Below are 23,511 nucleotides of genomic sequence, written 5' to 3'. Positions count from 1 at the left end.
TGCTTAAACAAATAAATTGAAATATGAAATTACTAACCATTTTACTAGCCGATGTAAGCAAAATAGCTACAGATGACTATGTAGGTTTTACATTCTTTGTAGGATGTATGGCCATGATGGCCGCTTCGGCCTTTTTCTTTTTATCAATGAATAGTTTTGATAGAAAATGGAGAACTTCTATCCTGGTGTCAGGATTAATTACTTTTATTGCAGCAGTGCACTATTGGTACATGAGAGATTATTGGGCTGCGCATGCAGAATCACCAACCTTTTTTAGATATGTAGATTGGGTACTAACAGTCCCACTCATGTGTGTTGAATTCTATCTAATACTTAAAGTAGCAGGTGCGAAGAAATCACTAATGTGGAAATTAATATTTTGGTCTGTGGTAATGTTGGTTACAGGATATTTTGGAGAAGCTATTTACAGAGACCAAGCATGGTTCTGGGGTCTATTATCTGGTATAGCGTATTTTGTAATAGCGTACATTATTTGGTTTGGAGAAGCAAAGAAATTGGCAGAACAAGCCGGTGGAGCAGTATTGAGTGCGCACAAAACATTATGTTGGTTTGTACTTGTTGGTTGGGCAATTTACCCACTTGGTTACATGGCAGGTACACCAGGTTGGTATGATGGATTGGCAAATCTAGGCCTAAACATGGATGTTATCTACAATATCGGTGATGCCGTAAACAAAATAGGCTTTGGCTTAGTAATTTATGGATTGGCAGTTAGTGCTACATCATCAGCTGAAGCAGCATAAAAAAGAAAATGAAAAAGAAAATTAAAGCCTCTCCTTCGAGAGGCTTTTTTATATTAAACCTTTGTCAATTTCCACTTTCCTTTTTTAAACAAAATAATTCCGGCTACTGTAATTAATACCTCAGCAAGGGTTATGGCCAAAAACACACCTAAAGGACCTAAATTTAGTTTTAAAGCTAATAAGTACGCAATTGGTAATTGAATAATCCAAAAACAAAAAAAGTTAATATAGGTTGGGGTTTTAGTATCTCCTGCTCCATTAAAAGCATTTATAATTACCATTCCATAACCATAGAAAATATAGCCAGCCGCAATAATTCTCAAACAAAGCGCACCATTATTTACCACCTCTGATTCTTGTGTGAACAAACCAATAATTTCTGGTGCGAAGATGAGATAAAAGATAGATACTAATCCCATAAATATAGCACTATACTTCCCAGTTTTCCATACAGATTTTTCTGCTCTATCTGGTTTTTTCGCGCCTAAATTTTGACCTACCAATGTGGCTGCGGCATTACTCATACCCCAAGCTGGCATCATAGTAAACATAATCACCCTTATGGCAATCGTATAACCAGCTAAAACCTCACTACCAAACTCACTCATTATGCGCATTAAGAACACCCATGATGACGTTCCTATAAGGAATTGCCCTATCCCACCAAGAGACACTTTAATAAGATTGAGCATAACAGATACTCGCAGTACAATATCTTTGAATGCAATTTTTATTCTACTCCAACCATAAAAAAGAACCAATAATTGAAATACCACAGCAGTACCTCTACCTATTGTTGTTGCAATCGCAGCACCTTTAACTCCAAATGCTGGCACAGGGCCTAAACCGAAAATAAATAAAGGGTCCAAAAATATATTCAGTCCGTTGGACACTACAAGTGCCCACATAGCAACTGAAGCATCTCCTGCTCCTCTAAAAATAGCATTAATTAAAAACAGAAGCATAATGGTAACATTGCCTCCTAAAAGCACCTGTGTATAACCATAACCTTCCTCAATTAAGTCGGGTTCTCCACCCATTAAACTGAGGATATCTTTTGGAAAGACTATGCCTATAACACTAATAAATGCCGCAACAATTACACCGAGAAAAATAACTTGAACGGCTGCTTGGGCTGCGCCTTCTTTGTCCTTCTCACCTATCCGCCGTGCAACAATAGCTGTTGCCGCCATGCTTAAACCAATTGCTACTGCGTATACCAATGTAATTACGGATTCGGTAAGTCCTATAGTAGCTACTGCATTAACACTAACCTGTGAAACATAAAAGATATCTACGATAGCAAATATCGATTCCATAAGCATTTCTAATATCATCGGAATCGAAAGCATAAACACAGCTTTTCTAATACTACCTGTTGTAAAATCTTGTTCCTTGCCCGAAACCGCGATTTTTAGATAGTTCAAAAATTGCCTGAATGAGATTCTCTTAGATTGCATTGAGATAAAATTAGTTATTCTCAATTACATATACATCATATTCTTTATTGACGAAAGAATTATGATTCATTTATGTAACGAAAAGTAAGTAATAACATTAGGCTAGATCTAAACCTATGTTTTATTCAATTTTATTGTAGGCTCTAATCATTAATACAGCCCAAACAACAACCAAGGCAGACACAATGATGGAAAACCAAAATACTATATCATTCGCTTCCATCTTGTATTAATTTTAAATAAATCATAACACCGAGTAATGTTGGTGCCCAAAGACCAATAAACAAACCATGCATTTGGTCTCCACTAAGAAATAAATATTCTGCTACTAGAATTATCGCTGCACATAGTATTAGCATTAATAGGTTGGCAGCACCTAATTTTTTGAAGAATTTCATTTTTAAGGTTGGGTTTAAAGCTTCAAGTTAATAAAAATACTTTTCGTATCGATTTTTTTGAGAGAAAAGTTGTACTTATTTATAATATATCTTATATTTTCTAAAGGCAAAAAATGCCAGAATTGCAATAACAACTAATGTAATGGCTATAAATTGAAAACTCAATATTTGATCTCCACTCGCGTAAGCGTGTAAACCTGATAAATAGAAATTAACACCAAAATAAGTCATTAAAATACTGCCAAAAGCTAACACTGACATTAAATTATAAAGCCATCGACCTCGCAAACCTGGTACTAGTCGCATATGAATTACAAATGCATATATCATTATACTAATTAATGCCCAAGTTTCTTTTGGATCCCAGCCCCAATATCGTCCCCAACTTTCATTAGCCCACATACCACCAAGGAAGTTACCGATAGTTAACATTACCAATCCAACAGTAAGCGCTAATTCATTAATAATGGTTAGCTCTTTTATATTAATATCCATTCTGGCTTTATTCTCCTTATTGGTGAGAATCATTAGTAATAGTGCAACCAACCCTAATATCATACCAATTGCAAATGGTCCATAACTAGCTACAATTACTGACACGTGTATCATTAACCAATAGCCTTTTAGAACTGGTTGTAGATTCGCTATTGCAGGATCCATCCAATTCCAATGGGCCACCATTAGAATCATGGAACATACAAATGCAGATGAGGCAATAGTTAAACTACTCTTACGACCGAACAATAATCCAAATAGCATTACCGACCAAGCCACGTAAATCATAGATTCATACGCATCACTCCATGGTGCATGACCAGACAAATACCAACGCATTCCTAAACCAGCTACGTGAAGCGCAAATAAGAAAATAATAATACCTATTAAAGTCTTTATAGCTACGTCTAGCCACTTGCTTCGATATTTGAATATCTGGACAATAATAAGAATAAACAAGACCGTACTGGCATACATATACCAACTAAAAAGCCTTTTGAAGATATCGTATTTGTTATACATTATCTCGGCTTCAATTTTTTCATCAGGTAGCATTACTGAAGCACCAAACTTTTGTTGTGTCTTTTTAATACCAGTTAATAATTCTTCGGCTTTTGAAAAATCGCCATTTTGTTTCCCATTATTTAAGGTTACCAAATAGGCGCTAAATCCATTGTTTATGAAATTACCATAGAGTGAGTCCTTAATCTTCTCACGATAATTACCTTCCCGAAAATCTAAAGAAGAAATCCATGTATTATTTTCATCTTCTGGTACTGGAAAAATCTTAATGGATCTTCCTTCAATTGCATCAGACAGTAATCCCAACCTACCATAGGCTTCTTTTACTTCTTTTTGAAACCCATTTGGCACTTGGGCTTTGTAGGCCTCTTCAATATATGGCCCCAGTTTGTTGCGTCCGTCTGGTGTAAAAAAGTCTAAAAGACTCACATATTTTTCACTGTAATCCACACCTATGATAGTTCTTATTGAATCCGCCTTACGAGGTTTCAAGTAAATAATAGGAACATTGTACCACAGTAATGGACTTTCTTGAATAGATAGAAAAACTTGAGTAGCCGTGAAGTCTTCATAGGTTTCTTTCTTACTCAATTTTCTCAACATTTCTGAGGCATAAGTATGCATGGGCATCATTCTTCCACTGTAGTCCTGAATAACCATTTTCGCAAACTTTTCAGCATGAGCCTTAGGTGTAATATTTGCTTTTAAAATAGAATCAATTTGAGTTTTAGTTGGTCTTAATCCCACTGAATGATCATGACCGTCATTTTCCGAATGTTCTTGAGAAAATCCCGAGAAACTTAACATCAAAATAAGAATGCTTAATAATTTTGCCTTTTTAATCTTGAGCTTTTCTAATCGCTTTCTTAATTCGTCAAATCTTGTATGTCGCGCAAACATAATGGCCAATAATCCAAAATACAACAACATGTATCCTGCATAAGTTAGATATGTTCCCCATTGATCATGATTAACCGAAAGAATCGTTCCTTTTTCATCAGGATCAAAACTTGCTTGAAAGAATCTATAGCCTCGATGATCTAATATATTATTCATGTAGATGTGATAATCAAAATCACCTTTTTCAGAATCCAATACAGTTACCTTGCTCTCATAGGAAGAATAGGCATTTTCAGTTCCAGGATATTTTTCGGCTATAAAATCATTTAGTTTCACCTGAAATGGCAAACTCAATACTTTAGAACCATATTGCAAGGCCATTTCCATACCGCCAACTTCAAACTCTTCAAATCCATTGTAATTGCCTTGGCCTCCTAAAAGCCCAACTTTCTTGGTCTCACCATTGGCTGTAACACTCAAAAGAACTCCATCAGCATCATTCTTTAAAATCTGTGATTTTTTTACAACACTAAACTCACCTTTAATTATTGGCTTTGGAAATACCATTTGCATATTTCCAATTATATATCTAGATCTTAAATTTAATGGCTGCAAACTATCTTTTACTAGTTTGCCCTCTGTCATAGTTGCCATGGTTAAATACTCACCTTCATATGGAGAGTTTATAAAAAGACCATCGTCAGTTTCTGTAATGTTTATTGCACCCTCTTGATAATTATTAAGGCTAATTAAAACGTTATGAAGATTGGCAATATCACCATCCTTCAGAAAATGGTTATGTGGCTGTCCTCCACCTGCTTCGACAATTTTTAAATAACGCTCGCCATTATCGTTAGGAATAATATCTTTTTCTGCACCTTTAATAAACTCGTCTAAGGTTATACGTACTTTGGTTCCACCATAATCGTAAGTTTCACTAAAATCATTGTTTAATCGTGGTGAAAAATCTACCTCTTCTTCAATATTACGTTGTTGAAGCTGACCATTTATTTCAAAATCACCGACAATTCTACCCTTGATATAAGTTTTTTGAGATAAAAATTCACTCTCAGTGGCACCTTCTCTAATGGACATCATACCCTCATATCCAATATAGCGCGTTACAAAGGCACCTACTAAAATAAAAATAAAGGAAAGGTGCAACACTAGAGTAGCCCATTTTTCCTTTTTATGTAGTTTGAACCGAAAAATATTCCCAACAAAATTTATAACAAAAAACACCATTATAGCTTCAAACCACCAGGCATTATAGATTAATTGTCTTGTGTAAGGAGTTGGTGAAGTATCCATATTTCTATCTAGGATAGTACCTGTTGCCATAGCAACAGCAAAAACAATAAATAGAACAGCAGTAAGTCTTGTGGAAAAAAGGAAATTAAATATCTTCTTTTGCATAGTTTTTGGCTTGTTTTTAAGCTCGTGCAAAGATAATGCTTTTTAAGGATTAACTTATGCCTTTAACAAGTACAAATGATGTTAAAATTACTTATGCTTATTTTGAAGATTTCAATAGGTTATTTTGTTCTTCCATCAGCCTTTTTAAATCAGAAAGAAGCTCAATATCTTTTGGTGTAACCACAGTTTCATCTTTTGTGTCTTGAGCTTTGTTTCGTAACCTATTCATAAATTTCACTACAATAAATACTGTAAATCCAATGATTAAAAAATCTAAGAATGCTTCAATAAGTTGGCCATATGCTATAGCAACTTCAGAAGTGGTAATTGTTCCTGATGTATCACTTACAGCATCTCGCAATATGAGTTTTCTTTGCTGAAAGTTCATTCCATCAGAAAGTAAGGACAATGGCGGTAACAACACCTGTTTGGCCAAAACATCTATTACATTATTGAAGGCCGCACCGATTATTATACCAATGGCCATATCCATCATATTTCCCTTAACGGCAAATTCTTTAAATTCATTAAATAGTTTCATATCAGAAAATTAAATTTTTTATTATTGTCTCGCTTCAAAGATTTTTAAATATATAAATGTGCCCATTTTACGAGCTCTCCTTTTCGCATTTTGAGCATAATCACCATCAAACAACTCATCAATGGTCTGAGACCAGTAATTTAACCATATACCAAAATGCAGTTCTGTAATGGAATTATTATGAGCTTTATCAACCTTAATATGCGCCTCTAAAGGATCGCCAGTAAATTTTGTTTTAAGAAACAAGCTCGATTCCCAGAAATCAGTTAGATGTTCTAAATGTGCATCCCAATCGTTGATACTATCGTTGAAAAAAGGCCCTAGCGTATCATCCTTCCTAACTTTGGAGTAGAAATTTTTTACCAAAAGATGAATATCGTCTCTATTTTGAATGTCTTTTTTATCCATAATTCTCAAAGTTATCTTATTTGTGTTAATCTTATCAGTAGAGATTGGTAAAACTTAGTATTTTTACAACATGTTATCAGTAATTTTAATTGGTGCTGGCAATGTGGCCTCACATTTATTCAATGCTATTAAAAAATCAGAATCAGCATCCATTATACAATGGTATAACAGAAGTATTGGTACCATTAATCCTTTTCAAAACGATGTTGAGATTACAGATGATTTAAGCGCTTTAAAAGAGGCTGATTTATATATCATGGCAGTTAGTGATGATAGCATAGCAGAATTATCTAATGCATTACCTTTTAGTAATAGACTTGTTGCACATACCTCTGGTAGTGTTTCTATTCACCAATTAGACAAAAAACACAAACGAGCTGTATTTTATCCATTACAGACTTTCACTAAAGGAGCAGCGATAGATTTTAGTGAGGTACCAATTTGTATTGAATGCTTGGAAAAAGAAAATTTACAAGTGTTAAAATCATTGGCAGAAGTATTAGGTTGTAAATTTTATAAAATAAACACGGAACAGAGACAAACACTTCATCTTTCTGCAGTATACGTAAATAATTTCGTGAACCAATTATATAGAATTGCACACGAAATCAGTGATGCTAAAAGCATTAATTTTGATATCTTGAAGCCATTAATAATGGAGACTGCTCGTAAAGTACAAGATATGTCACCATACATGGCGCAAACAGGACCAGCAAAGCGAAATGATAAAAAAACCATTAAAAGGCATCTTAAACAAATAGAAAGCGAAGAACATAAGGCAATTTATCAAATGCTTACTAATTCTATTAAAAAAACACATGGACAACGATAAAAGCTACAAAGAATACCTACAGCACATAACCACCTTTATTTTTGACGTTGACGGTGTACTTACCGATGGCACCATCACTGTTACAACTGAAGGAGAAATGTTGCGTAAAATGAGCATTAAGGACGGTTTTGCGCTAAAAACTGCTGTAGATGCAGGATTTAATGTCTGTATTATTTCAGGTGGCTCTAATGAAGGCGTTAGAAAAAGATTAAGAGGATTAGGTATTACCGATATTTACCTCGGAGCACATAATAAAATTGAGCAACTAGATGAATATTTAGACATTTATAATATAAAAGCAGAGTCCGTGTTATATATGGGAGATGATATTCCAGATTTCCCAGTTATGAAGCTGGTGGGTTTACCATGTTGTCCACAAGATGCAGTACCTGAAATTAAGGCAATTTGCAACTATATATCTCACAAAAATGGTGGAAATGGTGCTGTGCGCGATGTAATTGAGCAGGTTTTAAAAGTGCATGGCAAATGGAATGGTAATTTTGATGCCAAATATGACTAACTAAATGAAAAGAAGAAGCAGACGACATAGTACAGGATTTGGATACATAGGTTTTGGTAATAATCAGGCAACATTTAACCAAAAGACTAGCACACCATTTTCTGTATATAAGGAAAAATTAGACTTAGAAGCCCATCTGCACTATGAGATGCATTTTATGCATAAAAACCTTACCAAGGAAGACAAACAAAAAATAAAAGATAAAATAAGAAAACAAGAACGTAAGCTTTTGATTAGAACTTCAGTTATCAGTCTGTTTGTATTCATGGGTGTTGCATATTTCGCCTATTACCTTATCAATCAAATATTATCCCATTAAACCTTAGAATGATTCATTATTTAAAATTAATTCGTTGGCAAAACTTATTAATGATTGTATTTGTACAATATTTACTAAAATATGCCCTTCTAGTTCCCTTTAAAGATAAACATGGCGTATTTACTGCCCTTAACAATTTTGAGTTCTTCATACTTGTATTTTCAACAGTCTGTATTGCTAGCGCAGGATATATTATAAATGATATCTATGATATTGAAACAGATAAAATCAACAAGCCCAACCGGTTAATAATAAATAAACACATTTCAGAAAAAATAGGCTTTAACCTGTTTATAGTCCTTAATATAATTGGTGTGGGACTTGGTTTTTATTTATCTAATAGTATCGGTAAATCGAGCTTCTTTGTCCTTTTTGTAGTAGCCTCTGCTTTATTATATCTGTACTCTACCGCACTCAAACAAATAATGATAGTTGGTAATATTGTTATTTCTCTGGTTGTGGCATTGAGCATATTAATAGTAGGTATCTTTGAACTTTTGCCAGTAATGGCAGAAATAAACAAATCCGCTCAACAGACATTCCTTGATATTATTTTAGATTATGCAGTGTTTGCATTTTTAATTAATCTCGTAAGAGAAATAATTAAGGATATTGAAGACATTGATGGAGATTATAATGCTGGTATGGAAACACTTCCAGTTGTTATTGGTAGAGATAGAGCTAATAGTGTCGCATTTATTGTTTCACTCCTGCCTACAATAGCTGTAATATATTATGTAATAACATACTTATTTAAGCAACAATTGGTAGTTGCTTACTTTTTAGTATTTGTGGTGGGACCTCTTATATATGCAACTATAAAAATCTTTAATGCCGAGCAAAAATCAGATTATAGGCATATAAGTCATGTCCTTAAAGTTGTTATGCTAACCGGAATGCTTTCTATTTTAATGTACCAATTCATCTTAAAGTAAGTACAATGCTAAAAGACAAATTGAAGGGTTATAATATCATCCTTGCTTCTGGTTCTCCAAGACGTCATGCTTTTCTAAAAGCTATGGATATTGATTTTGAAATTAAATTACATCCTGTAGAAGAAATATATCCTAATGATTTAAAAGCAAATGAAATCACTAATTATCTAGCGATATTAAAATCACAACCATTTATAAATGAATTGAAAGCAAATGACATTCTTATAACGAGTGATACAATTGTTTGGCTAGAGGGTAAACCGATTGAAAAACCAAAAGATGAGCGTCATGCCTTTGATATGATCAAATCTATGAGCAACAAAACACACGATGTTATTACATCTATTTGTTTTACTCAAAAAGAATCACAGAAAATTGTTCATACGACTACCAAGGTAACGTTTAGAGCTCTTGAAGACGAAGAAATTTGGCACTACATAAAGAAGTTTAAACCTTTTGATAAAGCAGGTGCCTATGGTATACAAGAATGGATAGGATCTGTAGGCATAACCAATATTGAAGGCTCTTATAATAACGTTGTTGGCCTTCCCACACATTTACTTTATGAAACGTTAAATAGCATTGCTATGGAAGACTAGGATCGTAACTTTGTAAGAAACAATTCCTTATGAAAAGATTAGTCTTTATCTTGCCTATCATATTTCTCTCTGTTTGCATTTCATGTGAAGAGAAAGAAACAAAAATCACTGATGAGATAGCAGTTTATGAAACTGTAGATAATCCACCTCAACCAAAAATAAAGCTTTCTTCAGAATTTAAAGATTACTGGTATGATGGTGATGCAGAAATAACCTCATACAAATTAGAACAGGCACGTTATGGTGAAATTAGAGAAGGTAGTGCAGTTATGGTATTTGTTACTGAAGATTTTTTGCCTGACTTACAGGTGAAAGCTGACAATTACAGCAAATCAAATATTCCCGTTTTAAAACTAAATGCTACAAAGAATTTTAATACTGGTGTCTATCCTTATTCAATAATGCAGAGCACATTTTATCCAGTTACAAATAACAATCATGCCCTAAAAGTAACAGCATCAGTGCAAGATTGGTGTGGCCATGTTTATGCTCAACTAAATAACAGAGAACAATTTGAATTAATGTCTCATTCGTATTTTCAAGGAGAAGCAGATCAAAACTATAAATTAGGTAAAACTTGGACTGAAAACGAACTATGGACCAAATTAAGAATTGATCCGAAAAGCTTGCCAATAGGAGATTTAGACATTATTCCATCCTTGGAATTTACAAGATTAAAGCACCAAGAAATTAAAGCCTATAAAGCCTACGCAGTATTAAAGGATGGATTGTATATGTTGTCTTACCCAAATCTCAATAGAACCCTTAAAATCAATTTTGAAAATAGTTTTCCGTACCAAATAAATGGTTGGGAAGAAACAACATTAAGTGGCCATGGTTCTGAGTCTAAAATACTAACAACAAAAGCTACCAAGCTTGAAACAATTAAATCTGCTTATTGGAACAAAAACAGTAATGCAGATACTGGGTTGAGAAAAACCTTGAAATTAAAATAGAATTAGAGTTATATTTGTTTAAGACAAATTTGCTTTAAAATGCTAGATTTTTATCATTCCTATAAATCTGAAATAATTTATACTGTAGTATTATTGCTGATACTTTCAATAATCAGAGCAATAATAATTTTAACAGTTAAGAAAATAGGCAAAAAAAGCGGCACATCCGAAGCACGAGCTATTCTAATTGGTCGATATGTAACAGTAACACTAATTCTAATTGCCTTGTTGATTGAGGCCTTTATCCTCGGTGCAAACACTCAAGATATTACACTATTATTCTCATCTGTTTTTGCAGTAATCGGTATTGCCTTATTTGCTATTTGGTCTATCCTGAGTAATATTACGTCTGGTGTCATAATGTTTTTCTCATTTCCTTATAAGGTAGGTGACAAAATAAAAATTCATGATAAGGATTATCCGGTCGAGGCTATAATAGAGGATATTAGAGCGTTCCAACTAATTTTAAGAGAAGACAATGGAAACCTTGTTACATATCCAAATAATCTAATCCTTCAGAAGGCGGTAACTTTAGTTAAAAAAGACGCCTTAGATGATAGTAGTATACTTTAAATCATGACTAAAAAGCGTACTCAAAAGTATAAAAAACAAATTGGGCAAATTCCTGGAACATTAGTTTATACAGGTGAAAAATCCGATAAGAAATTCCATGTAGAATGTTTTGATTACACCAAGGATAATATTGAAGAATCTATATTACTCAATATTGAGGAGGCAATTAATTATAAAGAAACAGAATCCGTTACTTGGATAAATGTTGAAGGCTTAAAATATACTGATGAAATTGAAAATATTGGTAAACAATATGGGTTGCATCCATTGGTATTAGAAGATATAGTTAATACCACGCAACGTCCTAAAATTGATGAATATGAAAATTACATATTCATAGTACTAAAAATGCTCTATTATGATAAAGACGAAAATATTATAATTGAACAAGTAAGTTTTGTTTTAGGTGAAAACTACGTGTTGACTTTTCAAGAATCAGAAGGTGATGTCTTCGGTTCTATCAGAGATAGATTGAGATTAAATCGAGGTCGTATTAGAGGAATGAAATCTGATTATTTGCTTTATACTCTTATCGATGCAGTTGTAGACAACTATTTTACGATTATTGAAACCTTAGGCAATAAAATAGAAGATCTAGAAACCGATTTATTTACCGGAACTGTGCGAGAAGATATTAATATTGAAGTACAACAATTAAAGCGAGAAATCCTTAAAGTAAGGCGAGCTATTTTTCCACTTCGTGAAATAATAAATCGAATTGAAAAAGGTGATCACCCATTTATTTTCAAACGTACAATTACCTATTTTAGAGATATTTACGACCATTTAGTTCAAGTAACAGAAAATCTAGATATATATCGAGAAATGATCTGGAGTTTAATGGATATGTACATGACCACCATCAGCAATAAGATGAATGAGGTCATGAAAGTACTTACCATTATTGCTACCATTTTCATCCCTCTAACTTTTATTGCAGGAATTTATGGAATGAATTTCGATAACATTCCCGAATTGCATTATAAATACAGCTATTATATTCTTTGGGGAATAATGATTATGCTATTTCTAGGTATGATTTATTATTTTAAGAAAAAGAAATGGCTCTAGTAAATTCAAAATCATTTACCTTATTCATCAAATAAACCATACCGTTAAATAAATCTAAAATCACAATCTTCACCTATTATCTTTTTTACCTTTGGTGGAGTAACTAACTATATTATTCATGAGACAATTTGCACTTTGTCTATTGGTTGTATTAAGCACAATAGTATCTATTCAAGCACAGCAACCAAAAAAACTTAATTCATCCGAGATTTATGAGGCCGTGCAGAAGCTTAATGTATTAGGATCGGTTTTGTACATCGCTGCGCATCCAGATGATGAAAACACGCGACTAATTTCATACATGGCAAACCATGTAAAAGCCAGAACTGCCTACCTTTCATTAACTCGAGGTGATGGCGGACAAAATTTAATTGGGCCAGAAATTAGAGAATTACTTGGTGTTATAAGAACACAAGAACTCTTAGCAGCTAGACGCGTTGATGGTGGTGAACAACGTTTTACAAGAGCAAATGATTTTGGCTATTCAAAGCATCCAGATGAGACACTTCAAATTTGGGATAAGGACAAAGTACTTGCTGATGTGGTTTGGGCCATTAGGACATTTAAACCAGATGTAATTATAAATCGATTTGATCATAGACGAGCAGGCCAAACCCACGGACACCATACTAGTTCTGCATTACTTAGCCTCGAAGCTTTTGATCTAGCCAATGATGCCTCAAAATATAGTTCTCAACTAAATTTAACCCAAACTTGGCAACCGAAACGATTATTTTATAATACATCATGGTGGCGATATGGAAGTAGAGAAAAATTTGACGAAATCGATAAAAGCAATATGCTCAATTTTGATATTGGAGTATATTATCCTACCAAAGGTTTATCTAACAATGAAGTTGCGTCACTAGCGAGCAGTCAACATCTTTGTCAAGGATTTGGCCGACTTTCTCAACGTGGTACACAACAAGAATATATTGAATTCCTGAAGGGTGAACCTTTAGATGGCAGTAACGATGTATTCTCTGGTATAGACACATCATGGAACCGTATTAAAGGAGCAGAAGCAATTGGTGCCATTTTAAAAGATATCGAAAATGGTTTCGATTTCATGAACCCTTCTACTCACCTACCTAAACTTATTGAAGCTTATAAATTAATTCAAAATCTAGAGGACGACCATTGGAAATCTGTTAAAACAAAAGAGATTCTTCAAATCATTGAGGCGTGTACAGGATTATATATTGAAGTATCTGCAAACTCACCACAGGCTGCGCCAAATTCATTAATTGGTTTACGCATGGAAGTTCTTAACCGCAGTGATGTTAATATAGAATTGGCATCGTACAATATTTCCACAATGACTGAAGGTGTGTCAAAATCACTCCCAATGCTTCCTAATCAAAAACTTAATTTTCTCGAGGATGTCATTATACCTCAGGATTTAAATTATACCACTCCATACTGGCTAAACAAAAAAAATGGCATTGGAATGTACCATGTTGAAAAACAAGAATTAATTGGTCTACCTGAAACTCCAAGGGGTATTACTGTAGATTTCAACTTAATTATGGACAATACACCAATAACCATAACCAAACCAGTAATTTACAGATACTCAAGACCTGACAAAGGTGAATTATACCGGCCTTTTGAAATTATTCCTCAAGTCTCTGGAAGCATAAGTGATAAGGTTTTCATTTTTGAAAATGACCAACAAAAAGAAATTGAAATAACTGTAAAAGCAGGTAAAGAAAATATTGAGGGTTATGTACAAATGGCATATCCTAATGATTGGAACGTTTACCCACAAAAACAAAAAATTCAGATTGAAAATAAAGGCGACATTCAAAAAGTTGTCTTTACTGTAATACCACCAAAGAACCAAAGTGAAGGATTAATCACACCTATGGTGAACATTGATGACGAATACTACACGGACGAATTAATAGAGATAGATTATGACCATATTCCGTTTCAAACTGTTTTAATGCCTAGCGTAAGTAAGGTAGTAAGACTTGATATTGATAAAAGAGGAAATAATATTGGTTATATAGAAGGTGCAGGTGATGTGGTACCAGAAAGCCTTAGACAGATTGGTTATAATGTAACAATTATTAAACCTGAACAGATTTCGCCTGAAAATTTGTCAAATTTTGATGCCATCGTTGTTGGTATACGCGCCTATAATATCTTAGACGAACTCAAATTCAAACAAAGATTTTTATTAGATTATGTTAAGGAAGGTGGAAACTTAGTGGTTCAATATAATACAAGTAGACGATTAAAAACTGAACAACTTGCACCATATGAGTTGAAGCTATCGCGAGATAGGGTTACAGATGAAAATGCAAATGTGAAAATTTTAAACCCAGAACATCCAATTCTTAACTTCCCAAATAAAATTACAGCGGATGACTTCAATGGATGGGTACAAGAACGTGGTTTATACTTTCCTAATCAGTGGTCTAATGAATTTACACCACTCCTTGCTATGAATGATAGTGGAGAATCTTCTAAAGAAGGAAGTCTATTAGTAGCAAAATACGGAAAAGGAAATTATATCTATACAGGATTGAGTTTCTTTAGGGAATTTCCCGCAGGAGTTCCTGGTGCATATAGACTATTCGCCAATTTATTATCAGCTGGAAAAGAAGATAAAACACAGCTCAAAAACTAATTAAAATGGACAACCAACCAGATTCAAAACAAAAATGGGATAAGATGTACACCATTATTTTGGTGGCTAATGCCATTTATATCATTCTTTTTTACTTCATAACCGTTTCATTCTCATAACATATGCATCAAACGTTAGATTGGATAGATTGGTCGGTATTACTACTTACTTTATTAACCATTGTTGGCTATGGTACATGGAAAACAAGAGGAAGCAAAAATGTACAAGATTACGTTAAAGGAGGTAATACTACTAAATGGTGGACCATTGGTCTATCGGTAATGGCAACTCAAGCAAGTGCCATAACATTTTTATCGACGACAGGTCAAGCATTTTCTGATGGTATGGGATTCGTTCAATTCTATTTTGGGCTTCCGATTGCAATGGTGATTATTTGCATGGTATTTATTCCGTTGTATCATAGGCTAAAAGTTTATACTGCTTATGAATTTTTAGAAAATAGATTCGATTTAAAAACTAGAAGCCTTACAGCTATTCTATTTTTAATTCAACGTGGCTTAGCTGCAGGTATTACAATTTTTGCACCAGCAATTATTCTTTCTGTAGTCCTAGGATGGAATATTGTTACCCTTAACATAGCTATTGGGTTACTTGTAATTATTTATACCGTATCTGGTGGCACCAAGGCCGTTACAGTAACACAAAAACAACAAATGTTCGTAATTTTTGCAGGTATGCTTGCGGCACTATATGTTGTTATTGACCTAATACCAGACGAAGTTTCATTTACAGAGGCTATTGATATTGCTGGTGCAACAGGTAAAATGGAGGTGTTGGATTTTTCATTTGATCTAGAAAATCGATATACTGTTTGGACTGGTTTAATCGGTGGTACTTTCTTAATGTTATCATATTTCGGCACGGATCAAAGTCAGGTACAACGCTATCTTTCAGGTAAATCCATGAAAGAAATGCAAATGGGTCTCCTTTTCAATGGCCTTTTAAAAGTACCTATGCAATTCTTTATTCTTCTTGTTGGTGTAATGGTATTTGTATTTTATCAATTTAATCCTGCACCTCTAAATTTTATTGATGCCTCTACGCAAACAGTATTATCTTCAGAATACGGAAATGATTACAGAGCATTACAAAAAAAGCAAGAGGAACTTTTTAATCTGAAAAAGAATATATCATTAGAATTTGCGAGTGGAGAGAGTAAAGAAGATGATGCAAAACAGAAACTTGCAGAAATAGATAATCTTGAAAAGACGTATAGATTAGAATCAAAATTTCTCATAAAAAAAGCAATTGACCCTGAGTATACAAGAGAATACGAAGCTTTAAAAAATGAGGTTTCAAACTTGCAATCAGATTCCACAAGCCTAGTTTACAAAGAGAAATCAATAGCGCTCAGCAACTTGTACAAAGATGCAGCCAAGGACACGCAAACCAATGATAGGGATTATATGTTTATACGTTTCATCCTAAATCACCTACCCGTTGGGCTAATTGGTTTACTACTTGCAGTAATTCTATCTGCTGCCATGTCGTCAACCGCATCCGAGATTAATGCATTGGCTACCATTACTTCCATTGATTTATATGGCAGGAATTTAAAAGAAGATAAGGGAGAAGAACATATGGTAAAAATGACCAAGTGGTTCACGTTGGGTTGGGGTATAGTTGCGATAATAATTGCATGTTTTGCAAATCTTGCAGAAAACCTAATTCAATTAGTGAATATTATCGGTTCTATTTTCTATGGTAATGTTCTTGGTATTTTCTTACTTGCATTTTTCTTTAAACACATTAGAGGAAATGCTGTCTTTTTTGGTGCCTTGATTACTCAAGTAGTTATAATAGCACTTTATTTCATGGATAATGAAGGCATAATTAATTTACCATATCTATGGTTAAATTTAATAGGTTGCATTGTGGTTATTATTATTGCGAATCTGCTTCAAATGTTTACTAAAAATAAAGCATAAAAAAACGCGACTCAAATGAGTCGCGTTTTCAATTTCTTTAAGGCAAATTTACATTGCTCCCCATTCTTTTAAGGAATCTTTGTTCATTTTTATGTAATCTGCATTACCTGCTGCCTCTGCTCCTGCTAAAGATTTCTTTGCTGTTTCAATAGCTTTCTTCTTATCGCCTAGTTTAGCATATAGCAAAGACTGTTGTCTTAGTTGCCAGAAACGAGGATTTTCAGTCATAGACATGGCCTTATCCATCCATTCTTTAGCTTTATCTAAATCTTTACCTTCTGTTAGGTTGTATACCGCTGCCGAATAATAATCTCCAGCACCAGGACCAGCCATTGTTTTTTCTATTGACGCTGAAACCTTAGCATCAGTCGGAACTTTAAATTCAATTCCAACATAGCTTCTCTCCCACATAATTCCTATAACAGCGGAGTTATTTGTAATATCATCAAAAGAAATAGTAAAAGATTGAATATCCATTTCAATAGGATATACTTTTGCTGTAACACGTGCCGCTATTTTAGACTCATCCAATTCAGCGGGAGCTCCACCTCCGGCATAATCTGTATAGAAAACAACATCCCAAGATTCAGCTTGTGGTATTGTAAAAATAGCATAAGTACCTGCTTTAAGTTCATTATCCCCTACAGTCACATCATCGCTAAAGGTCACCTTCGTTCTTGCGTTTGCTCCTGTTCTCCATACTTTTCCATATGGTACAAGATTTCCAAAAATTACTCTTCCACGCATAGATGGTCGCGAATAATCAATAGATACGTCCGTTAAACCTACAACTTGCTCAATTTTAGCCGCAGGACTGGGTTGAGGCGTTCTAATTTGTGCATCTACCGAAAACAATAGTGTCACAGCAAATACAAATAGTACTAATTTTTTCATTTTGTTTGGATTTAATAGTTGAATTTTAAGTCTGTATAAAATTACGACTTAACCACAGTGCTAAATGTTAATAATAACTTAAAAAGCCTCTTTGAAGAATAACAACAATTTTCATAAATAAATCATTAACATATCAATTATTAATCGTAATATTGCAATAAACAAATTAAAAAGATAAATGGGAGTAACAAAATCTGAAATATTTACTGATGCTCAAAACGAAATTGCCACGCTAGCAAAGGCATTTGCTCATCCGGCTAGAGTTGCCATACTACATCAATTATTTAAATCAGAAACCTGTATTTGTGGTGATTTAGTAGATGAAATTGGTCTAGCACAAGCTACAATATCTCAGCATTTAAAAGAACTTAAAAACCTTGGATTAATAAAAGGTAACATTGAAGGCACAAGTGTTTGCTACTGCATAAATCAAGATAAGTGGCAGGAAATGAAACAACTCCTAACCGCTTTTTTCGACCAAGATATCAAATCAAATTGTTGCTAAAACATATAGAAATATGACTTTATTAGAAATTAAACAAAAACTAAGATCCTTAGAAACTATAGGATTTGAGTTGCCAAACGGAGAATTAGTACCAAAACATTTTCATGTAACAGAAGTAGGTAAAATAAATAAGCTCTTTATAGATTGTGGTGGAACTATAAGAAATGAAGAGGTAATTAATTTTCAATTATGGAATGCCAATGACTACGATCATAGACTTCATCCTGAAAAGCTATTGAGTATCATTGAACTTTCTGAATCAAAACTTAATATAAATGAAAACCTTCCGGTAGAAGTTGAATACCAAGGGGACACAATTGGCAAGTATAATTTAGATTTTGACGGTAAACATTTCTTGTTAACCTCAACATATACCGATTGCTTGGCTAAAGACAATTGCGGTATTCCTGAAAAGGCATTAAAACCTAAGGTTAAACTTTCAGAATTACAGAAAACAACAACATGTTGCTCGCCAGATTCTGGCTGTTGCTAATATTATTAAAACTAGTTCATGTTATATAAAACCATCGAAGACATCTTAAACAGTTTAGATGTCTCAATTATTTCTGCAGAACGTAAAGAAATACTGCAACCTCTTATAGAGTATATTCAAAATAAAATGAATAACAATGCTGTCGTAAATCTAAATTTTATTTGCACGCATAATTCAAGACGGAGTCATTTGTCTCAGGTATGGGCCCAAACCATATCACAGTATTTTGATATTACTAATGTTTTTTGCTATTCCGGTGGAACTGAAGCTACTGCCTTATTCCCTTCTGCCGCGAAGGCGCTCGAATCTTCTGGATTTAAAATTGATACATTATCTAAAGAATCAAATCCTGTTTATGCCATAAAATTTTCTGAGGTTGCTCATCCTGTTATTGGATTTTCAAAAACTTACGATAACAGCTTTAACCCTTCTTCTCAATTTGCAGCGATTATGACTTGCTCAAGTGCAGACAAGGGTTGTCCTTTTATTTCAGGTGCTGAAAAAAGAATTCCAGTAACTTTCGAAGATCCTAAGGCATTTGACAATACACCTCAACAAGCCGAAAAATATAAAGAGCGTAGTCTTCAAATTGCAACGGAATTAAAGTATGTTTTCTCTAAACTAAAAAAATAGATGCAATGCCCAACACTAAAAAAAAGTTAAGCTTTTTAGATAGCTATTTAACAATATGGATTTTTATGGCTATGGCAATTGGTGTTGCCATTGGTTTTTTTATCCCATCATTCTCCAATTTAATTGACTCATACAGTTCTGGCACAACCAATATACCTATTGCAATTGGTCTAATATTAATGATGTATCCACCACTTGCAAAGGTTAATTACACTTTATTACCTAAGGTATTTAAGGATGTCAAAATCTTATCAATTTCCTTATTGTTGAATTGGATTATAGGTCCGGTTTTAATGTTTTTTCTTGCCATAATATTTTTAAGGGACTACCCAGAGTACATGGTAGGTCTAATATTAATAGGACTTGCAAGATGTATCGCCATGGTATTAGTTTGGAATGACCTAGCAGAAGGCAGCAGTGAATATGGTGCTGGGTTGGTTGCACTAAATAGCATATTTCAGGTTTTTGCCTATAGCTTTTACGCTTATATTTTTATAACTATTCTACCACCTTATTTTGGGTTTGATGGTGCAATTGTAGATATATCAATTGCCACCATCGCAGAAAGTGTTGCCATTTATTTAGGCATACCATTTGTACTTGGGATCTTGTCTCGTTTAATGTTAGTAAAACTCAAAGGTGAAGACTGGTATAACAACAAATTTATCCCAACCATCTCACCGCTTACACTTATAGCGCTTCTATTTACCATAATTGTTATGTTTTCTTTAAAAGGAGAACTAATTGTAGAAATACCAATGGATGTCTTGGTTATAGCCATTCCACTACTGATTTATTTCGCTTTGATGTTTATTGTTGGATTTTTCGTCAGTAAATCGATGGGAGCTAACTACGATAAAAATGTTGCCATTTCATTCACAGCCTCGGGAAATAATTTTGAGCTTGCTATTGCTGTAGCCATTGCTGTGTTTGGTTTAAATTCAGGACAAGCCTTTGCAGGTGTCATTGGACCATTAGTAGAAGTACCAGCTCTTATTTTACTCGTAAGAGTTGCATTTTGGTTACGAAAAAAATACTATAAAGTTAGTAGTTGATTTATACATGATGTTAAACTTTGTTTAACTTTTATATTTTATCGTTAAACATTCTGTACCTTTACATTGTAATAGAAAAACAATGGCAAAGAAAAAAACAATTACAGAATCAGATATTATTGGATTTTATATGGACCACGTGCTAACCTATGGCGAGCAACCCAAGTCCATCTATGCGTTTGCTAAAACCAACAATTTTGAAGAGCAAAAGTTCTATGAACATTTTAGTTCATTCGAGACTCTAGAGCAATGTGTGTTTAAAGTGTTTTTTGATAACGCACATGAGGTTTTAGAAAAAAGCGAAGACTATCTAACATTTGATTCCAGAAATAAATTATTAAGCTTTTATTATACCTTTTTTGAAATTCTAACGGCTAACAGAAGCTATGTTGTGCATGTTTTAGATGATTGTAAAAACCAATTAAAAACTATTAAAGTACTAGCCAGGCTAAAGCAAAGATTCATAAACTACATTGAGCATCTAAACATTAGCAAATTTGATATAAAGCAAGAACAGCTAGATAACATTCAAAATAAAAGCATCACAGAAACTGCTTGGTTGCAATTGTTAGTTACAATGAAATTCTGGCTAGACGATACGTCTTCTGGATTTGAAAAAACTGATCTTTTCATTGAGAAATCTGTGAAAGCAAGTTTTGATTTTATAGACACAACCTCTTTTAAAGGTCTTATAGATCTAGGTAAATTTTTGTATAAGGAAAAAATGCACGCCAATTAAATGAAGACCATAGATAGTATACCTATTACTAAAATTTCAAGAGCCTCAAAACTCGTTTCAACTGGCGCAAAGGTTGGTGTTAATTATCTCAAGTATTATGGAGATAAAATGGTTAATTCTAAAGAAGATGCCAAAGAACGCCTTAATCAGAATAATGCAGATGATATTTATGACAGCCTTAAAAAATTAAAAGGAAGTGCACTTAAAGTAGCTCAGATGCTTAGCATGGAAAAAAGCATATTACCTCAAGCTTATGTTGAGAAGTTTTCTTTATCTCAATTTTCTGTACCGCCACTATCGCCACCTTTGGTTATAAAAACATTTAAAAAATATTTCGGAAAACATCCCGAAGAACTATTTGATACTTTCAACGCAACTTCAGTCAATGCTGCAAGCATTGGACAAGTCCATATTGCAGATAAGAATGGGAAAAAATTTGCTGTGAAAATCCAATATCCTGGAGTTGCGGAGAGTATCGTTTCTGATTTGGCCTTAGTTAAACCTATAGCCATAAAGATGTTTAATATAAAAGGAAAGGATTCTGATAAGTACTTCAAAGAGGTTGAAAATAAACTTATTGAAGAAACCAATTATCTTCTTGAGTTAAATCAGAGTAAGGAAGTGGTGGAAGCTTGCAAGCACATTCCAAATCTAAAATTTCCACAATATTATGAGAGTTTATCCTCAGAAAGGATAATTACTATGGATTATATGGAAGGTAAACACCTTTCGGAATTTGTAACTCAAAATAACAACCAAGAATTGTCAAATAAACTAGGTCAAGCACTTTGGGATTTCTACATGTATCAAATTCATATCTTGAAGAAAGTCCATGCGGATCCACATCCTGGGAATTTCTTAATATCAGAAGAAGGTAATTTAATTGCACTAGATTTTGGATGCATGAAAGCTATACCAGATGAGTTTTACAAACCCTATTTTGAATTAGCTCAAAAAGAATGCATTGACAATCCTAAAGCTTTTACTGAAAAAATGTACGAGCTCGAGATTTTAAGACATGACGATTCAAAAGAAGAAATAGACTTCTTTACCTCCATGTTCCATGAGCTATTAAGCCTATTCACCCAACCATTTCATAATGAAACTTTTGATTTTTCAGATCCAGAGTTTTTCAATAAAGTTGGTGAAATGGGTCAGAAATACTCAAAAAGTACTGAACTACGCAATATGAATGGTAATAGAGGTTCAACTCACTTTATATACATCAACAGAACATTCTTCGGTTTATATAACTTGATGTTCGATCTTAAAGCTGAGAATATTAAAATCAACAACTTCATAAACCTATAAGATGGCTGAATTTAGTTTAGATGATATCAACCAAATGCACCATTTATATAGAATCAACTTAATTAATAGTTGTTCTGGGTATAAATCTGCAAACCTCATCGGCACAAAGGATAGTGCCGGTACGAGTAATGTTGCTGTATTCAGTTCTATAACACATTTAGGCTCCAATCCTGGTTTATTAGGTTTTTTTTTAAGACCTACAACAGTCATTCGTAACACCTATGATAACATCAAAACGACAGGTAAATATACGCTCAACCATATACATGATGGTATTTTAGAAGATGCACACCATACATCTGCAAAGTATGATCCGTCTATATCAGAATTTGATGTAACGTCCTTAATTGAAGAATACAAGGACGATTTTATTGCGCCATTTGTAAAAGGATGTCCAATCCAATTAGCCATGAGCTATGTTGAAGAGTATCCCATTAAAGCCAACAATACTATTTTACTTATTGGGCAAATCGAAAAACTTTATGTTCCTGATAACTTGCTAGAAAAGGATGGTTTTATTAACTTATCAAAGGGCAAGGTTGCGACTATTAACGGACTAGATGGTTATGCAGTGCCTGAGCTAAAAAAACGATTAGAATACCAACGCCCAAAGCCAGAATTTACTGAAAAATAAATATTACGTCT

At 33.7% G+C, this 23,511-nt stretch carries 24 protein-coding genes; 18 read left to right on the top strand and 6 right to left on the bottom strand.

Annotated features, from left to right (window positions below; genetic code table 11):
* The first annotated feature begins 23 nt into the window (after positions 1-23).
* Entirely contained in the window at positions 24-764 is a 741-nt protein-coding gene (locus tag LBV24_RS13415) for a bacteriorhodopsin-like (RefSeq protein WP_224479173.1), read from the top strand.
* Positions 765-817: 53 nt separating this feature from the next.
* Here LBV24_RS13415 and LBV24_RS13410 read toward each other — a convergent pair whose 3' ends face one another.
* The 5 genes from LBV24_RS13410 to LBV24_RS13390 form a co-directional block, all read right to left on the bottom strand.
* On the bottom strand, positions 818-2,224 hold the full coding sequence (locus LBV24_RS13410; RefSeq protein ID WP_224479172.1) for an MATE family efflux transporter: 1,407 nt from the start codon (positions 2,222-2,224) through the stop codon (positions 818-820).
* A 209-nt stretch (positions 2,225-2,433) separates the two neighbouring features.
* On the bottom strand, positions 2,434-2,622 hold the full coding sequence (locus tag LBV24_RS13405; protein ID WP_224479171.1) for a hypothetical protein: 189 nt from the start codon (positions 2,620-2,622) through the stop codon (positions 2,434-2,436).
* A 75-nt stretch (positions 2,623-2,697) separates the two neighbouring features.
* Complete coding sequence (ccsA, locus tag LBV24_RS13400) at positions 2,698-5,895, bottom strand: cytochrome c biogenesis protein CcsA (RefSeq protein ID WP_224479170.1); 3,198 nt, start codon at positions 5,893-5,895, stop codon at positions 2,698-2,700.
* 97 nt (positions 5,896-5,992) lie between these two features.
* A complete protein-coding gene (gene mscL, locus LBV24_RS13395; RefSeq protein WP_224479169.1) occupies positions 5,993-6,436 on the bottom strand; it encodes a large conductance mechanosensitive channel protein MscL in 444 nt (147 codons plus the stop codon).
* A 21-nt stretch (positions 6,437-6,457) separates the two neighbouring features.
* Complete coding sequence (locus LBV24_RS13390; RefSeq protein WP_224479168.1) at positions 6,458-6,844, bottom strand: group III truncated hemoglobin; 387 nt, start codon at positions 6,842-6,844, stop codon at positions 6,458-6,460.
* Between the two features lie 70 nt (positions 6,845-6,914).
* Here LBV24_RS13390 and LBV24_RS13385 point away from each other — a divergent pair, with 70 nt between their 5' ends.
* The 10 genes from LBV24_RS13385 (at position 6,915) to LBV24_RS13340 (ending at position 17,236) form a co-directional block, all read left to right on the top strand.
* The gene (locus LBV24_RS13385; RefSeq protein WP_224479167.1) at positions 6,915-7,676 is read left to right on the top strand and encodes a Rossmann-like and DUF2520 domain-containing protein; all 762 of its coding nucleotides are present in this window, start codon (positions 6,915-6,917) and stop codon (positions 7,674-7,676) included.
* A complete protein-coding gene (locus tag LBV24_RS13380) occupies positions 7,663-8,196 on the top strand; it encodes a KdsC family phosphatase (RefSeq protein ID WP_224479166.1) in 534 nt (177 codons plus the stop codon). The genes LBV24_RS13385 and LBV24_RS13380 overlap by 14 nt, the downstream gene beginning before the upstream one ends.
* A 4-nt stretch (positions 8,197-8,200) precedes the next feature.
* A complete protein-coding gene (locus tag LBV24_RS13375; RefSeq protein ID WP_224479165.1) occupies positions 8,201-8,515 on the top strand; it encodes a hypothetical protein in 315 nt (104 codons plus the stop codon).
* Between the two features lie 8 nt (positions 8,516-8,523).
* Positions 8,524-9,450, top strand: coding sequence for a geranylgeranylglycerol-phosphate geranylgeranyltransferase (locus LBV24_RS13370; protein WP_224479164.1), 927 nt, complete (start codon positions 8,524-8,526; stop codon positions 9,448-9,450).
* A gap of 5 nt (positions 9,451-9,455) precedes the next feature.
* Positions 9,456-10,049, top strand: a complete 594-nt coding sequence (locus tag LBV24_RS13365; protein ID WP_224479163.1) for a Maf family nucleotide pyrophosphatase — start codon at positions 9,456-9,458, stop codon at positions 10,047-10,049.
* Between the two features lie 29 nt (positions 10,050-10,078).
* Positions 10,079-11,005, top strand: coding sequence for a septum formation inhibitor Maf (locus LBV24_RS13360; protein WP_224479162.1), 927 nt, complete (start codon positions 10,079-10,081; stop codon positions 11,003-11,005).
* A gap of 39 nt (positions 11,006-11,044) precedes the next feature.
* Positions 11,045-11,578, top strand: coding sequence for a mechanosensitive ion channel domain-containing protein (locus tag LBV24_RS13355; RefSeq protein WP_224479161.1), 534 nt, complete (start codon positions 11,045-11,047; stop codon positions 11,576-11,578).
* Positions 11,579-11,581: 3 nt separating this feature from the next.
* Complete coding sequence (gene corA, locus LBV24_RS13350) at positions 11,582-12,649, top strand: magnesium/cobalt transporter CorA (protein ID WP_224479160.1); 1,068 nt, start codon at positions 11,582-11,584, stop codon at positions 12,647-12,649.
* A gap of 118 nt (positions 12,650-12,767) precedes the next feature.
* Positions 12,768-15,287 (top strand): PIG-L family deacetylase, encoded by a 2,520-nt coding sequence (locus LBV24_RS13345; RefSeq protein ID WP_224479159.1) that lies wholly within the window; start codon positions 12,768-12,770, stop codon positions 15,285-15,287.
* A gap of 122 nt (positions 15,288-15,409) precedes the next feature.
* Complete coding sequence (locus LBV24_RS13340; RefSeq protein ID WP_224479158.1) at positions 15,410-17,236, top strand: sodium:solute symporter; 1,827 nt, start codon at positions 15,410-15,412, stop codon at positions 17,234-17,236.
* Positions 17,237-17,284: 48 nt separating this feature from the next.
* Here the strand turns inward: LBV24_RS13340 and LBV24_RS13335 are convergent, their stop codons facing one another.
* The gene (locus LBV24_RS13335) at positions 17,285-18,130 is read right to left on the bottom strand and encodes a DUF2911 domain-containing protein (protein ID WP_224479157.1); all 846 of its coding nucleotides are present in this window, start codon (positions 18,128-18,130) and stop codon (positions 17,285-17,287) included.
* Between the two features lie 178 nt (positions 18,131-18,308).
* On the opposite strand from LBV24_RS13335, the gene LBV24_RS13330 reads away from it, so the two are divergent.
* The 7 genes from LBV24_RS13330 to LBV24_RS13300 all read left to right on the top strand — a co-directional run bounded on the left by LBV24_RS13330 (position 18,309) and on the right by LBV24_RS13300 (position 23,500).
* A complete protein-coding gene (locus LBV24_RS13330; RefSeq protein WP_224479156.1) occupies positions 18,309-18,635 on the top strand; it encodes an ArsR/SmtB family transcription factor in 327 nt (108 codons plus the stop codon).
* 13 nt (positions 18,636-18,648) lie between these two features.
* A complete protein-coding gene (locus tag LBV24_RS13325) occupies positions 18,649-19,128 on the top strand; it encodes a DUF6428 family protein (protein WP_224479155.1) in 480 nt (159 codons plus the stop codon).
* Positions 19,129-19,146: 18 nt separating this feature from the next.
* Entirely contained in the window at positions 19,147-19,761 is a 615-nt protein-coding gene (locus LBV24_RS13320; RefSeq protein ID WP_224479154.1) for an arsenate-mycothiol transferase ArsC, read from the top strand.
* A gap of 5 nt (positions 19,762-19,766) precedes the next feature.
* Positions 19,767-20,816, top strand: a complete 1,050-nt coding sequence (gene arsB, locus LBV24_RS13315) for an ACR3 family arsenite efflux transporter (protein WP_224479153.1) — start codon at positions 19,767-19,769, stop codon at positions 20,814-20,816.
* A gap of 82 nt (positions 20,817-20,898) precedes the next feature.
* Positions 20,899-21,555, top strand: a complete 657-nt coding sequence (locus tag LBV24_RS13310; RefSeq protein WP_224479152.1) for a TetR family transcriptional regulator C-terminal domain-containing protein — start codon at positions 20,899-20,901, stop codon at positions 21,553-21,555.
* Entirely contained in the window at positions 21,556-22,866 is a 1,311-nt protein-coding gene (locus tag LBV24_RS13305; RefSeq protein WP_224479151.1) for an ABC1 kinase family protein, read from the top strand.
* A gap of 1 nt (position 22,867) precedes the next feature.
* On the top strand, positions 22,868-23,500 hold the full coding sequence (locus tag LBV24_RS13300) for a flavin reductase family protein (protein WP_224479150.1): 633 nt from the start codon (positions 22,868-22,870) through the stop codon (positions 23,498-23,500).
* Positions 23,501-23,511: the final 11 nt, after the last annotated feature.

This window comes from Winogradskyella vincentii, from assembly GCF_020166345.1.
Taxonomy (GTDB): Bacteria; Bacteroidota; Bacteroidia; order Flavobacteriales; family Flavobacteriaceae; genus Winogradskyella; species Winogradskyella vincentii.
The sequence above is the reverse complement of the archived record's forward strand: the minus strand, read 5'-3'. Positions and strand labels throughout refer to the sequence as shown.